Genomic DNA, 14,307 nt, shown 5'->3' on the forward strand with positions numbered 1-14,307 from the left:
GGGTGCAGGTCGCCGACGCGGCCGCCGCGACGAGGTTCGCCGACTCGGTGTACGCGCTGATGCAGTCCTACGGCTTCGACGGCGTGGACATCGACCTGGAGAACGGCCTCAACGCCACCTACATGGCCCAGGCGCTCAGGTCGCTGCGCGCGAAGGCCGGCTCCGGGCTGATCATCACGATGGCCCCCCAGACCATCGACATGCAGTCGACCGGGATGGAGTACTTCAAGCTCGCCCTGAACATCAAGGACATCCTCACGGTCGTCCACACGCAGTACTACAACTCCGGCTCCATGCTCGGCTGTGACCAGGCCCAGGCGTACGCGCAGGGCTCGGTGAACTTCATGACCGCTCTCGCCTGCATCCAGCTCGAGAACGGCCTGCGCCCCGACCAGGTGTCGCTGGGCCTGCCGGCCGGGCCTGGCGCCGCGGGCGGCGGCGTCGTCTCGCCCTCCCTCGTCAACCAGGCGCTCGACTGCCTGGCCAAGCGCACCAGTTGCGGGACCTTCGTGCCACCGCGCGCCTACCCGGACATCAGGGGCGCGATGACCTGGTCCATCAACTGGGACGCGAGCAACAACTGGTCGTTCTCCAAGACCGTCAAGCCCCACCTCCAGGGAATGCCATGAAATTTCGCAGCAAACTCCTCGCATTACTCGCCGGGATCGCCCTCGCGCTGACCGGCGCCGGATTCACGGCCGCCGCGCCCGCCGCCTACGGCGCCGTGCAGCAGATGGCCGCCGCCTGGGCCCCGTGGACGTCGTACGCCATCGGCGCGGTCGTCACCTACAACGGCGTCGACTACGTGTGCATCCAGGCCCACACCTCGCAGCCCGGCTGGGAGCCGCCGAACGTGCCGGCGCTCTGGAAGCCCGGCTCGGGCGGCGGCAACCCCGGCGCGCCCGGCCAGCCCGGCACGGTCAACACGTCCGTGACCAGCTCCAGCATCTCGCTGAGCTGGGGCGCCTCGTCCGGCACCGTGACCGGCTACCGCGTGTACGAGGGCTCCACCCAGCGAGCCCAGGTCACCGGCACCAGCGCGACCGTCTCCGGGCTCGGCACGTGCACGACGCACACCTACACGGTGAAGGCGTACAACTCGGCGGGTGAGTCGGCCGGCCGCGACGCCACCGCCACCACCACCGGCTGCACCGGCGGCGGCGGGACCAAGATGCCCGGCGCCCCCTACCTCTACATGGGCTGGGGCAACCCGCCCAACCCGGGCACCGTCATGGACGCGACCGGCGTCAAGTCGTTCACGATGGCGTTCATCCTGTCCAGCGGCGGCTGCACGCCGGCCTGGGACGGCAACCGGCCGCTGACCGGCGGCGCCGACCAGCAGGCCATCAACACGGTCAAGTCGAAGGGCGGCAGCGTCCAGGTCTCCTTCGGCGGCTGGTCGGGCAACAAGCTCGGCCCCAACTGCTCCACGCCGCAGGCGTTCGCGGGCGCGGTGCAGCAGGTCATCAACGCCGTCGGTCCCGCCGTCGTGGACTTCGACATCGAGAACACCGACGAGTTCGAGAACTACACCGTCCAGGACCGCATCCTGAACGGCCTCAAGATCGTCAAGCAGAACAACCCGAACGTCAAGGTCGTCGTCACCTTCGGGACCTCCAAGACCGGCCCCACCGCACCCGGCGTGCGGCTCATCAACCAGTCCAAGGCGCTCGGCGTGCCGATCGACAACTACACGATCATGCCGTTCGACTTCGGCGGCACGAACATGTACCAGGACACGGTCAACGCCTCCGAGGGCCTGAAGAACGCGTTGAAGAGCGCCTTCGGGTGGACCGACGCCCAGGCGTACGCGCACATGGGCATCTCGGGCATGAACGGCCTGTCCGACCAGCAGGAGCTGACGTCCCCGTCCACCTGGACGCAGATCCGCGACTGGGCCAAGTCGCACGGCCTGACCAGGCTCGCCTACTGGGCCGTCAACCGTGACCGCCCCTGCCCGGGCGGCGGCGTGGTCTCCAACTGCAGCGGCATCTCCCAGGCCGACTGGGAGTTCACCAGGACCACCGCCGGCTTCTGACCCGCTGAGCGGCCCGTCCCCGCGCCGGGGGCGGGCCGCATGGAGGCATCCATGAAACTCCGAGGACCGATCGCACTCGCCCTGGCACTCGTCGCGCTCCACGCCACCACCCCGTCCGCTGCTGGGGCGGCCGCGAACCTCCTGGCCAACCCCGGTTTCGAGTCCGGTCTGAGCGGCTGGACGTGCAGCGCGACCTCGGGCGCGCAGGCCGTGTCGTCACCCGTGCACGGCGGCGCCGGGGCGCGAGCGTGCCTTTGGCTGTAACTTCTTGCACTCCCTCGGCCACTGTGGGTATGGATCGAGTGATCGAACGGGAAGGCGAACCTCGCCTTCGGCGAGCCCACCTCGGTCACCTCGGGCGACATCAGGTTCCGCCAGTGCCCGGTTGCCGAATGCCCGAACGTCGAGCCCGAGGCCGACTTCGTCGCCGCCATCAGGGCCAAGCAGGCCCAGGGCAAGAAGGTGCTGATCTCGATCGGCTGCCAGAACGGCCAGGTGCAGCTCACGACCGCGGCGGCGCGGGACAAGTTCGTGGAGTCGGTGTCAGCGATCATCGACAGGTACGGCCTCGACGGCCTGGACATCGACTTCGAGGGCCACTCGCTCTACCTCAACCCCGGCGACACGAACCTCGCCAACCCCACCACCCCGGTCATCGTCAACCTGATCTCGGCGCTGAAAACGCTCAAGAGCCGGTACGGCGCCAAGTTCGCGCTGACCATGGCCCCGGAGACGTTCTTCGTCCAGCTCGGCTACCAGTTCTACGGCCCCGGCCCGAACGGCACGGCCGACAGCAGGAGCGCCTCCTACCTGCCCGTCATCCACGCCATGCGGGACGGCTGACCGGCTTCCCGATCATGGGCAACGCGGGCAACATGTTCCCGCCGCTGCGCCAGGACCAGGTGGCCATCGGGTTGCCCGCCTCCCCGAACGCGGGCAACGGGTTCACGACCGTGGCGGAGGTGCAGAAGGCGTTCGACTGCCTGGCCAAGGGCGCCAACTGCGGCACCTACCGGCCGCGCGGCGTCTACCCGAACCTGCGCGGCCTCATGACCTGGTCGATCAACTGGGACAAGTACAACGGGTTCGAGTTCTCCCGGAGCCACCGGGCGTACCTGAACGGGCTCACATGACGAGTTGAGTGGGTTTGAGCGGGATGCCGAGGCCCGGCGGCCGGTAGGTGGGCAGCGCCTCGCCGTACTCGTGCATCCAGGCGTGGTCCACCAGCAGCCGCATCCGCCCTCCGCTGTGCCCGCTCGGGGTCTCGGCGGAGGGCGTACGCCCGGTCAGCTTCTCGACCGAGTCGGCCACCAGCTCCACGTCGGGCGTTGACAGGTCGCAGTGGTCGTCGGGCCCGATGAGCAGGTCCACGTCGGGCGGCAGCGGGTAGATCGGCCGCGGCAGGGCCAGCACGCGCGGCGGCGGCGCCATCGGCCAGCCGTCGCGCACCGCCTCCAGCAGCACCGAGCGCGCCGTCCTGCGCGCGAACAGCCCCTCGGCCAGCGCCCAGCTGAGCGCGCCCACGTCCGCCAGGTCCTCGCCGCACGCGTGCAGGCACAGGTACGGCACCAGCGGGATTCCCGCCCCGCCCGCCTGCGCCCACCCGCTGCCGCACCCGGTGAGCACCAGCAGCGACAGCATCGCCCGGTAGGCGGTGTCGGCGTGCGGCGTGTCGAGCCGCCCCGGCACGAGCAGGCACCGCCCTCCGGTCTTCTCGGCCGTCACGCCCAGCTCACGCGCGATCTTCAGCGTCCGCGACGCGGCCACCCCGGTGCACGCCTCCTGCCAGGCGGGCGTGTACGGCTCGCCCCGGTCCGCGTATCCGGACGGCCACACGCCGGGCAGCCCAGGGCGCGACACGCCGTAGACGGCGAGCAGCAGGTCGAACACGGTCGTCACCAGCTCGTCGCCCTCCCGCAGCACCGGCACGCCGCGGCGCAGCACACCGGGCCCGTCGTCGAAGCGCGGCAGCAGCACCTCCACCGCCTCGCCGCCGTACACGCTCAGCCGGTCGCACCCGCGCCCCAGTAGCCCGCCCGGCACGTACGCGTCCTCGCGCGCCCGCAGCCGCACCAGGAACGGCAGGTCGGTGTGTTCCATGGCGTGCTCGGCGAACGGCGTCCTGTCCAGATAGAACTCCTTGAGCAGCACGTGCCCCATGGCCATCGCGAGCGCCCCGTCGGTGCCGGGGCGCACGACCAGCGTCTCGTCAGACAGCCGTGTGGGATGCGTGCCCACCGCGACCACCTTCTGCCCCTTGTACCGCCCGGCGATCACCCACGGCGTGTCCGGCGTGCGTACCAGCCGGTTGTTCTCCCCCCACTGCAGCACGTACGCCGCACGCGCCCAGTCGTCGGCGCCCGGGCCCGCGAACCGCGGCCCCAGCACCTGATCCGGCGCGCACGGATGCTCCGTCAGCACCGCGCCGCCGAGCCCGCCGACCAGCCGCGCCAGCGGCGAGGTGGACAGCGCCGCCACCCGATCGGCCCCGTGCTGGGCGGCGGTGTGCACCATCGCCGCGGCCGTCAGCTCGGCCGCCGTGGCGTCGTCGAGCGGCACCCGTCGCTCGCCTCTGCCCGCCCGATATTGCTGTGAATTCGCTGTGAGTTTCGCCCAGGTGGCGACCGGGTCGCGCGTACCATCCCTCACCTCGAAATAGAGCCTGACCAGTGCCTGGTTGACCTGCGATCCCCCCATGGAAAAAGTTCAACACAGACAGTGATGCTCTATCGCCATACGTATCGGCATGTCGGGGATAAGAATTGGAACCGCTGGTGGCAAGCACCGCCGATGTTGCGGCAGGCTAGAGGCCGCCATGGATTACGCAGTTCTCACGGGGATAGTCCTCGTCGCCGGTGTCGTGCTCGCTCTCATCGCCCAATGGCGCGATTGGCGGCCGCCACTCATTGTCGCCGTACTCGTGGGCGTGGCCGTGCGCCTGCTGATCATGTACACGTCGGCGATCGACTCGTGGCAGCCCGTCGACTTCATGGAGAGCTTCAAGCCCGCGGGCGAGGCCGTGCTGCGCGGCCAGGACCCGGTGCTGGCCAGCGAGGGCGGCTGGCACTTCCTGCCGACCATCCCGTACGTGTACGGCATCCTGCTCTGGCTCGGCATCCCGTGGGAGTTCGCCGGGCGCCTGGTCACCGTGGTCGCCGACATCGTGCTCATCCCGCTGGTGGCCAAGCTGGCGGGCGGCCCCAAGGGGTCGCTGCGCGCCCTGCAGTACGCGCTCAACCCGCTCGCCGTGATGATCGCCTGCATCCACGGCCAGGTGGAGCCGGTCGCGCTCGTGTTCGGCGTGGCCGCGTTCGTGGTCGCCCGCGGCTCCGGCCCGCTGGAGCGTCCCGGCGTCGCGACGGACGTCGTCGCCAAAGTACGCGCCGGCGTGGCCGCATACGGCGTGCGCTCCTCGATCCCGCGCGTGATCGGCCGGGGCGGCATGCTGCACCGCGCCCTGCTGCCGGGGCCCGACGACAAGTCCGATCTCAAGCGGGGCGCGCTGGCCGGAGTCCTGATGGGCCTCGCGCTGTGCGCCAAGAGCTGGCCGATCTGGCTGATCCCCGGCATGCTGCTGCTCCTGCCCAACCTGCGCTCCCGCGTCGCGGCCCTGTTCACCACCGGGCTCCTGCCGCTGTTCTTCCTGGTCACGCTGCCGATCTTCGCGGGCACCGCCCTCGACCAGATCCCCGCGGTCATCAACACGATCCGGGACATCCGGCCGATCATCGGAGAGTGGGGCTGGACGCCGTGGTTCACCGGCGGCGACTGGGCGCTGATACCGGCGCTGGCCTCACTCGGCACGAACCTCATCTACGCGTGCGTCATCGCGGCGATCTTCGTCTGGCGGAGAGCCGACCCGATCGACATGACCATCGCCATCCTGCTGATCTTCATGGTGGTCACGCCGCGGCTGGGCGCTCAATACCTGCTGTGGTTCATGCCGTTCCTGGTCGCCAGGCCCACCAGGTTCGCCTGGCCGGCCATCGTGGGGGTGTCGATCTGGGCCGGATACGGCTACCTCTACATGACGCAGTTCGACGTCAACACCTGGTGGTACCTGCACCAGGACTGGTCACGGGCGTCGATCGTGCTGCTGCCCGTCCTCCTGCTGGCCATGCCCTGGGGCCGCCGCATCGCGACCGCGGCCCCAGGACTGGCTCCCATCGTCGGCCGTTCGGCGCCGGCCAGGGTCAAGTCACCGGCATAGGCGCTCCCACAAGGTGATCCACTGGTCGGGGTGGACGTGGCCCACGACGGTGTCACGGGCGACGCCTGCTGCCTCCAGCGCGGCGTCCACCCCCTGGTAGCGCGTCTTCAGCGAGGCGCGCACCGAGCCGCCCACACCGCCGAAGCCCAGCTCGACCAGCTCCTGGTAGGAGCGGCGCCCATGCACGAGCGGCTGCGGCCTGCGCTGGATGCGCAGGATCGCCGAGTCGACGGACGGGACGGGGCGGAAGCCCTCCCTGCCGATCGTGTCGCCGAGCCGCCAGCTGAACCACGGCCACGACTCGACCGTGACCAGGCTCCAGCGGCCGTAGTCGCCCGTCCGCTTGCGGGCGTACTCCCGCTGGGTGAGCAGCGTCGCCGAGGTCAGCGCCGGCGCCCGCAGGCACCAGTCCACGATCTTCGACGTGATCGAGTACGGGATGTTGCCCACGACCGCGAACTGCTCCCGCGGCGCCCGTGCGACCGTGAAGTCGCCCCTGACCACGTCGATCCTGGGATCGTCGCGTGTGCGGCCGGCCAGTCGTACGGCGAGTCTCGGGTCGATCTCGTAGGCGACGACCCGTGCGCCCGCCTCGGCCAGCGCGAAGGTGATGACACCCTCGCCCGCGCCCGGCTCCAGCACGAGCCCTTCGGGGGCGGCGGCCTTCACCACCAGCTCGACGGCATGCCGGTCGGCCAGGAAATTCTGCGAGAGCGTGCGCCGCGCCCGGTCCGTGGGCGTGCGGCCGCCGCTGTTCCTGGCTTTGCGTTGAGTATGTGAATAGTTTCCGTGCGCGAAATTCTGCGCCACAGCACTTGCCCTTTCGGGTCCTCGAGATTGACGTGTCTCGAAGGGCCCTGGGCACGCGCGCGGACGCCCGGATCAGGCTCTGCTCAGATCGTCGCGTCCGCTAGCGGGCCAGAGCCCGGCCGTGGCGGATGCGAATGAAAACCTGGCAAGTGAACATGCATGTCATGCCGGTCACAGTAGGCAGCGGCCGGTCACCCGGGCAACGTAATTAAATGTGATGCGCGGGCGGCGCGTGATTCGCCACCCTGGAATGCGTGCAGGCAACGGTCACGGTCACCCCGGCGCGGCTCCCCGAGCTGCTGCTGCACGTCGCCGTGGTCCGGCCCGTGTTCCTGTGGGGCGCCCCCGGCATCGGCAAGAGCTCACTGGTACGCGACTTCGCCGACTCGCTCGGCCTGGAGTGCGTGACGCTGCTCGGCACCCAGCTCGCCCCCGAAGACCTGATCGGCGTGCCCGAGCTGGTCGACGGGCGCAGCCGGTTCGCGCCGCCCGAGTCGATCGCCCGCGCGGAGCCGTACTGCCTGTTCCTCGACGAGCTCAACGCCTCCGCGCCCGAGGTGCAGAAGGCGTTCTACTCGCTGATCCTCGACCGCAGGATCGGCACGTACGACCTGCCCGCCGGCTCGGTGGTGATCGGCGCGGGCAACCGCGCCACCGACAACGCGCTGGCCCGCCCGATGGCGTCCGCGCTGATCAACCGGCTGGTTCACGTGCACCTGCGGGCCTCGGCCGACGACTGGCTGAAGTGGGCCGCCGCCAGCGGCATCCACCCGTGGATCGTCGACTACCTGGTGCAGCGGCCCGACCACCTGTGGAGCCCGCCGCCGAAGACCGAGGAGCCGTTCTCCTCGCCGCGGGCCTGGCACATGCTGTCCGACGTGCTGCTCTCATACGGCGACGACGTGCCCGACGAGACGATCGCCATGCTGGCGTTCGGCACGCTGACCGCCACGCACGCCTCGGCCTTCCGCGCGTACGTCAAGACCGTGCGACACGCGTACGACCTGGAGGCCGTGCTGAAGGGCGAGGCCCCCTGGCCCCGCAAGCCCGAGGAACGCGACCTGCTCTACTTCCTGGCCGAGGCGTTCCGCGCCCGCCTGATCAAGGAGCTGCCCGCGGACAAGCGCGGATCCTCCGCCCGCGGTCGCGATCTGGGCTTCCGGGCCAAGACACTGCTGGTGGAGCTGGCCGAGATCTCCCTCGAATGCGCCCAGCTGGTCATCGCCAACAACGCCGACGGTGCGCCCGCCCTGCCCACCTGGTTCCTGGTGGAGGTCGGCAGGGACGTGCCGCGGCTGATGGCGGCCCGGTCTTGAGCCGCGCCAAGGCCAAGGTCGATCCGTGGCGGGCAGAGGTCCACAACGGGTGGAACGCCGTCCTCCGGCAGCCGCTCTTCCGCGTCTTCCACAGCTACCTGCTGGAGGCCGAGCAGGACGAGCTGGGGAGCGACACCTGGGCCGTCGCCACCGACGACGGCGACGTGCGCTTCCACCCCAAGCGCCGCGCCCCCGCCGAGGAGTGGACGTGGGTCTTCGCCCACCTGCTGCTCCACCTCGGCTTCGGCCACGCCGACCCGCGTGCCTGCGCGCCGAAGGACATCGACGGCGACCGCCCGGACCCCGCCTACCACGCGGCCTGCTGCCTGGCCGTGGAGCGGTTCCTGCGCACCCTCAAGATCGGGCGCTGCCCCTGGCCGCTGCCCGACGAGCTGCCCGAACAGGACGAGGTGGCGCTGTCGGAGCGCTGGCGCAGGCTCGGCGTCCCGGCCCCGTTCAAGCCACTGGGTGAGCCCGACTTCCGCGTCGGCTCGGCGAAGCTGGCCGAGGACCTCGACTTCCAGCGCACGTTCGCGATCGGCATCGCCGAGGCGGCCACCAGCGCTCTCGACCGGGCCGGCGAGCCCCGCACCCCGGTCGAGGGGCACGTCAAGGGCCCCTGGGACCTGGCGCTGCGCTGGTTCACGTCGTCGTACCCGCTGCTCGGCGCGCTGGCCGCGGGCATGAAGATCGTCTCGGATGCCGAGCTGGCCAGGGGCTGGGCCATCTCGATCGCCGCGGTCAGCGCCGAGGCGGGGGAGATCTACATCAACCCGCTCGCCCAGCACTCCGAGCTCGAATGGCGTTTCGTGCTGGCTCACGAGATGCTGCACGCCGCGTTGCGTCACGGCGAGCGGTGCGGCATGCGGGAGCCGTACCTGTGGAACATCGCCTGCGACTACGTGATCAACGGGTGGCTGATCGAGATGGGCGTCGGCGAGATGCCGGAAGGGCTGCTGTTCGACCAGTCGCTGAGCGGCATGTCCGCGGAGGCGGTCTACGACCGCATCGCCACCGACCTGCGTCGCCTGCGCAAGCTCGCCACCCTGCGCGGGCGCGGGCTCGGCGACGTGCTCGACCAGCCGCCGCGCCGCATCGGCGGATACGTCGACCTCGACGAGTACTACCGCAACGCGCTCTGCACCGGCCTGGCCTACCACCAGAGCAGCGGCCGCGGCCTGCTGCCCGCCGGGCTCGAGCAGGAGATCCGCGCGCTCGACCAGCCGCCGCTGCCCTGGGACGCCCGGCTCGCCCGCTGGTTCGACGAGCACTTCCAGCCAGAGGAGAAGCGGCGCTCCTACGCCCGCGCGTCGCGCAGGCAGGCGTCGAGCCCCGGCATCCCGCGGCCCGGCTGGGTGCGGCCCGAGGAGGTCGTGCGCAAGGCCACGTTCGGGGTCGTGCTGGACACCTCCGGGTCCATGGACGTGACGCTGCTCGGCAAGGCGCTCGGCGCGATCGCCTCCTACGCGGCGGCCCGCGACGTGCCCCGCGCCCGTGTGGTCTTCTGCGACGCCGCCGCCTACGACGCCGGATACCTGCCGGTCGAGGAGATCGCGGGCAAGGTCAGGGTGCGCGGCCGCGGCGGCACGGTGCTCCAGCCGGGCGTCAGGCTGCTCGAGCAGGCCGACGACTTCCCGCCGGACGGCCCCATCCTGGTGATCACCGACGGCGCGTGTGACGTGCTGCACATCCGCAGGGAGCACGCGTTCCTGGTACCGCAGGGCGCCTCCCTGCCGTTCCGGCCGCGCGGGCCGGTATTCTTCGTGAAGTGAGCGCTTTGAGCCCGCTTTGAAGTGGCTCGGGTAGACCTTTAGCCATGGACCGACCGGCCAGGGTACTCGTCGTGGACGACGAGCCGAACATCCGCGCCCTGCTCTCGCAGACGCTGCGACTGGTGTCGTTCGAGGTGCGGACCGTGGAGACGGGCGCGGAGGCGGTGACGGCCGCCAGGGAGTTCAAGCCCGACATCGTGGTGCTCGACGTGATGCTGGCGGACTTCGACGGGTTCGAGGTCGCCAGGCGGCTGGGCGAGCGCATCCCCGTGCTGTTCCTGACCGCCCGCGACCGGGTGGAGGACCGCGTGCAGGGGCTCACGCTCGGCGCCGACGACTACGTGGCCAAGCCGTTCAGCCTGGAGGAGGTGGTGCTGCGCATCCGCGCCATCCTGCGCCGCAGCCGCGCCAAGCCCGAGGACGAGATCCTCCGCTACGCCGACCTGGAGCTGGACGCCCAGGCCCACGAGGTGCGCAGGGCCGGCGTGCCGGTCGACCTGTCGCCCACCGAGTTCAACCTGCTCGAATATCTCCTGACCAACGCCGGCCGGGTGGTGAGCAAGGCCCAGATCCTCGACAGCGTGTGGCGCTACGACTTCGACGGCGACTCCAGCATCGTCGAGTCGTACGTCTACTACCTGCGCAAGAAGATCGACAAGTGGGAGCCGCAGCTCATCCACACCGTGCGCGGCGTCGGCTACACGCTGAGGACCCCGCGGTGAGGCCCGCCACCTGGACCCTGCGTACCCGGCTGGTCATGGCCGTGCTCGGGCTCGCCACGCTCGGCCTGGTGCTCTCCAACCTGGTGGGCATCGTGCTGCTCCGCGACAACCTGTTGAACCGCGTGGACCAGCAGCTCCAGCAGATCTCCAAGGTGGCCTCGGTCAAGGGCCTCCAGGCGATCCCCGTGCAGAAGGCCGTCGTGGGGAACGACCTCAACAGCCTGCTCACGAAGCGGTTCGCCGCCATCCAGCGGATCATGGTCTTCGACGCCGGCGGCACGCTGCAGTTCACGTCCTCCGGCGACCACACCCAGCCTGCCCCCGTGCTCGACGACATCAGGACCGGCGAGACCTACACCGTGCCGGGCACCACCGGGCCCTCGTGGCGGGTCCGCGCCGCGCCGCTGCCCAACGGCAACACCTGGGTCTTCGCCCAGTCGCTCGCCGAACTCGAGCAGACCCAGAACTCCGCCATCGCCATCGCCGTCGCGGTGAGCGCGTTCGTGCTGTTCCTGCTCGGCCTGGCCGCCGACGCGCTGGTACGCCTCGGCCTGCGCCCCCTGACCAGGATGGAGGCCATCGTGGGCCACATCGCGCGCGGCGACTTCGCCCGCCGGGTGCCCGCCCACGACCCGCACACCGAGCCCGGCCGCCTGGCCGGCGCCATGAACGTCATGCTCGACCGCCTCCAGTCCGAGATCGCCGCCAGGACCGACTCCGAGGCCCGCATGCGGCGCTTCCTGGCCGACGCCTCCCACGAGCTGCGCACGCCGCTCACCTCCGTACGCGGCTTCGCCGAACTGCACCGCAGGGGCGGCGGCGACGCCGACGAGGCGATGCGCCGGATCGAGGACGAGGCCGCCAGGATGGGCGTGCTGGTCAACGACCTGCTCACGCTGGCCCAGCTCGACGAGGAGCGCCCGCTCGAACGGCGCCCCGTCGACCTGCTGGAGGTGGCCGCCGACACGATCCGCGATGCCCGCGTACGCGTGCCGGAGCGGCAGGTCAAGCTGGCGGGGCTGGACGGCCTGCTGGCGCCCGTTTCGATCACGGGCGACGACGCCCGCCTGCGCCAGGTGGCCGTCAATCTCGTCGGCAACGCGCTCTGCCACACGCCCCCCGACGCCTCCGTCACCGTCAAGGTCGGCAGGTCCGGCGGCATGGCCGTGCTGGAGGTGTCGGACACCGGGCCCGGCGTGCCGCCCGACCACGTACCGCACCTGTTCGACCGCCTCTACCGCGTCAGCCAGGGCAGGACCAGGGCCGACGGCGGCGCCGGGCTCGGCCTGGCCATCGTCTCCGCCATCGTCCGAGCCCACGGCGGCCGCGTCGAGGTGGACACCGCGCCCGGCGAGGGCGCGACCTTCCGCGTGCTCCTACCTGACTCCGAGGCGGCTCCCAGCCGGCATTGAAGCGCGCTCGGCACATTCGGAGCATGACAAGGACACTCATCGCGACGGCCCTGCTGGCCGCGTTCGCCGTCGGCTGCGGGAGCCGGCAGAGCCCACCCGGAGTCGCCTCCGTGGATGTGGGCGCCTCAGCGCGGCCCCCCGCCTCCGCCGGCGCGACCGCGACGGCAGACCCGCAGGAGCAGGGCAGGAAGTTCGCGCAGTGCATGCGCGACCACGGCGTGCCGATGGAGGATCCCGACCCGAACAAGGGCGGTGGCCTCAGGTCGATCGGCACGGACACCAACAAGAAGAAGCTCGCGGAGGCCCTCGACGCCTGCCGCGCCTACGCACCGGCGAAGCTTCGCGAAGGCCTCAAGCCGGAGGACGTCGAGCAGCTCCGCCAGTTGGCCCAGTGCATGCGCGAGAACGGCGTGGACATGCCCGACCCCAATCCCGACGGCACCTTCCCCAGCGGCAGCATGGGCAAGCTCAAGCGCGACGACCCCAAGTTCAAGACGGCGTTCGAAGCCTGCAACCAGAAGTTCCCGCGGGAGGGAGGGAAGAAGTGACGCAGGTCAAGGAGCCTTCACTCACCTCACGTGCCCTGCCGCCACGGCCCCGCCGCCCGCTGCGGACGCTGGCGTGGACGGGCGGCGCCGCGCTGCTCGCCGCCGCCGTCGCGGCCGCCGCCCTGGGCTTCGGCGGCAACGGCGACGGCACGGCCGACGCCACCCGCACGCCCCCCGCCACCGCCAAGGTGACCCGCACGACCCTCACCGAGACCGAGACCGTGGACGGCACCCTCGGGTACGGCGACACCCTGACCGTCACCGGCAAGTCCCAGGGCACGATCACCTGGCTCCCCGGCGAGGGCACCACCATCACCCGGGGCCACGGCGTCTACAGCGTGGACGCCGACCGCCGCCCCCTCCTGTACGGCACCATGCCCCTCTACCGCACCCTGGAGGACGGCGTCGAGGGCAAGGACGTCGAGCTGCTCGAACGCAACCTGAAGGCACTCGGCTACACCGGCTTCGACGTGGACGACACGTTCACCTGGGCCACCAGGGAAGCGGTCGAGGACTGGCAGGACGACCTCGGGCTCGGCGTCACCGGCAGGGTGCAGCCCGGCGACGTCGTGATCGCCGACGGTCCCGTCCGTGTCGCCGAGCTGAAAAAGACGCTCGGCGACACCGCGAGCGGCCCCGTGCTCACCGCCACCGGCACCACCCGCGAGGTGCTCGTCAACCTCGACGTGGCCGACGAGCACCTGGTCAGGAAGGGCATGAAGGCCACCGTCGAGCTGCCTGACGGCAGCACCGTGAACGGCAAGATCTCCAGCATGGGCAAGGTCGCCACCGAGACCGCCAACAGCAACGACGCCACCACGACCGTCGAGGTCAAGGTGTCGGTGAGCGGCCTGAAGAAGTCGTACGACGCCGCCCCCGTGGACGTCACGATCGTATCGGAACAGCGGAAGAACGTCCTCGCCGTGCCCGTCGGCGCGCTGCTCGCGCTGGCCGAGGGCGGCTACGGCGTGCAGGTGGTCGAGGGCTCGTCCACCCGCTACGTCGCGGTCGAGACCGGCATGTTCGCCGACGGCCAGGTCGAGGTCACCGGCGTGCAGGAGGGCATGACCGTGGCGGTGCCCAAGTGATCGTCGAACTGCACGACGTGAGCAAGCACTACGGCGACGTCGCCGCCCTCCAGGGGGTCTCGATGGGCATCGACCACGGCGAACTGGTGGGCATCGTCGGTCCCTCCGGCTCCGGCAAGTCGACCATGCTCAACATGATCGGCACACTCGACCGCCCCTCCGGCGGCCAGGTCCGCATCGCGGGGCACGACGTGGGCTCGCTCACCGACAAGCAACTGTCCGCGCTGCGCGCGAACGTCATCGGCTTCGTCTTCCAGCAGTTCCACCTGGCCGCCGGCGTCTCCGCACTGGACAACGTGGCCGACGGGCTCCTGTACGCGGGCCCGTCCCTGCGAGAGCGGCGGCTGCGCGCGTACGACGCCCTGGAACGCGTCGGGCTCGGGCACCGGCT

At 70.8% G+C, this 14,307-nt stretch carries 15 protein-coding genes; 13 read left to right on the forward strand and 2 right to left on the reverse strand.

From position 1 onward, the window contains the following. From AB0J09_RS36590 to AB0J09_RS36610, 5 genes are all read left to right on the forward strand, one after another. Window positions 1-629 (forward strand): glycosyl hydrolase family 18 protein (locus AB0J09_RS36590; protein WP_360701208.1); only part of this gene is annotated, 629 nt, incomplete at its 5' end. Next, complete coding sequence (locus tag AB0J09_RS36595; protein ID WP_360701211.1) at window positions 626-2,038, forward strand: carbohydrate-binding protein; 1,413 nt, start codon at window positions 626-628, stop codon at window positions 2,036-2,038. The genes AB0J09_RS36590 and AB0J09_RS36595, both read left to right, overlap by 4 nt. Before the next feature lie 51 nt (window positions 2,039-2,089). After that, window positions 2,090-2,302: a hypothetical protein gene (locus AB0J09_RS36600; RefSeq protein WP_360701214.1), complete on the forward strand. Its 213-nt coding sequence runs from the start codon at window positions 2,090-2,092 to the stop codon at window positions 2,300-2,302. Between the two features lie 198 nt (window positions 2,303-2,500). Further along, window positions 2,501-2,881: a glycosyl hydrolase family 18 protein gene (locus AB0J09_RS36605; protein WP_360701216.1), complete on the forward strand. Its 381-nt coding sequence runs from the start codon at window positions 2,501-2,503 to the stop codon at window positions 2,879-2,881. A 14-nt stretch (window positions 2,882-2,895) separates the two neighbouring features. Then, entirely contained in the window at window positions 2,896-3,171 is a 276-nt protein-coding gene (locus AB0J09_RS36610) for a hypothetical protein (protein WP_360701219.1), read from the forward strand. Here AB0J09_RS36610 and AB0J09_RS36615 read toward each other — a convergent pair. Beyond that, a complete protein-coding gene (locus AB0J09_RS36615) occupies window positions 3,164-4,735 on the reverse strand; it encodes a molybdopterin-dependent oxidoreductase (RefSeq protein WP_360701222.1) in 1,572 nt (523 codons plus the stop codon). The genes AB0J09_RS36610 and AB0J09_RS36615 overlap by 8 nt on opposite strands. 118 nt (window positions 4,736-4,853) lie before the next feature. On the opposite strand from AB0J09_RS36615, the gene AB0J09_RS36620 reads away from it, so the two are divergent. Further along, window positions 4,854-6,248 (forward strand): hypothetical protein, encoded by a 1,395-nt coding sequence (locus AB0J09_RS36620; RefSeq protein ID WP_360701224.1) that lies wholly within the window; start codon window positions 4,854-4,856, stop codon window positions 6,246-6,248. Here the strand turns inward: AB0J09_RS36620 and erm are convergent. Further along, window positions 6,237-7,058: an ErmE/ErmH/ErmO/ErmR family 23S rRNA (adenine(2058)-N(6))-methyltransferase gene (gene erm / locus AB0J09_RS36625; protein ID WP_360701225.1), complete on the reverse strand. Its 822-nt coding sequence runs from the start codon at window positions 7,056-7,058 to the stop codon at window positions 6,237-6,239. The two genes, AB0J09_RS36620 and erm, sit on opposite strands and share 12 nt — an antisense overlap. A 254-nt stretch (window positions 7,059-7,312) precedes the next feature. Between erm and AB0J09_RS36630 the strand changes: the two genes are divergently transcribed. The 7 genes from AB0J09_RS36630 to AB0J09_RS36660 form a co-directional block, all read left to right on the forward strand. Next, window positions 7,313-8,374: a MoxR family ATPase gene (locus AB0J09_RS36630; RefSeq protein ID WP_360701228.1), complete on the forward strand. Its 1,062-nt coding sequence runs from the start codon at window positions 7,313-7,315 to the stop codon at window positions 8,372-8,374. Then, complete coding sequence (locus AB0J09_RS36635) at window positions 8,371-10,146, forward strand: hypothetical protein (protein ID WP_360701231.1); 1,776 nt, start codon at window positions 8,371-8,373, stop codon at window positions 10,144-10,146. The genes AB0J09_RS36630 and AB0J09_RS36635 overlap by 4 nt, the downstream gene beginning before the upstream one ends. Window positions 10,147-10,190: 44 nt before the next feature. After that, entirely contained in the window at window positions 10,191-10,868 is a 678-nt protein-coding gene (locus AB0J09_RS36640; protein ID WP_360701233.1) for a response regulator transcription factor, read from the forward strand. Further along, window positions 10,865-12,280: a HAMP domain-containing sensor histidine kinase gene (locus AB0J09_RS36645; protein WP_360701236.1), complete on the forward strand. Its 1,416-nt coding sequence runs from the start codon at window positions 10,865-10,867 to the stop codon at window positions 12,278-12,280. The genes AB0J09_RS36640 and AB0J09_RS36645 overlap by 4 nt, the downstream gene beginning before the upstream one ends. 23 nt (window positions 12,281-12,303) lie before the next feature. After that, a complete protein-coding gene (locus AB0J09_RS36650; RefSeq protein WP_360701239.1) occupies window positions 12,304-12,828 on the forward strand; it encodes a hypothetical protein in 525 nt (174 codons plus the stop codon). Further along, the gene (locus AB0J09_RS36655) at window positions 12,825-13,916 is read left to right on the forward strand and encodes a peptidoglycan-binding protein (RefSeq protein WP_360701242.1); all 1,092 of its coding nucleotides are present in this window, start codon (window positions 12,825-12,827) and stop codon (window positions 13,914-13,916) included. Before AB0J09_RS36650 ends, AB0J09_RS36655 begins: the two co-directional genes overlap by 4 nt. Beyond that, window positions 13,916-14,307 (forward strand): ATP-binding cassette domain-containing protein (locus AB0J09_RS36660; protein ID WP_360701245.1); only part of this gene is annotated, 392 nt, incomplete at its 3' end. The genes AB0J09_RS36655 and AB0J09_RS36660, both read left to right, overlap by 1 nt.

The sequence above is a fragment of the Nonomuraea sp. NPDC049784 genome, assembly GCF_040659615.1.
Lineage (GTDB): Bacteria > Actinomycetota > Actinomycetes > Streptosporangiales > Streptosporangiaceae > Nonomuraea.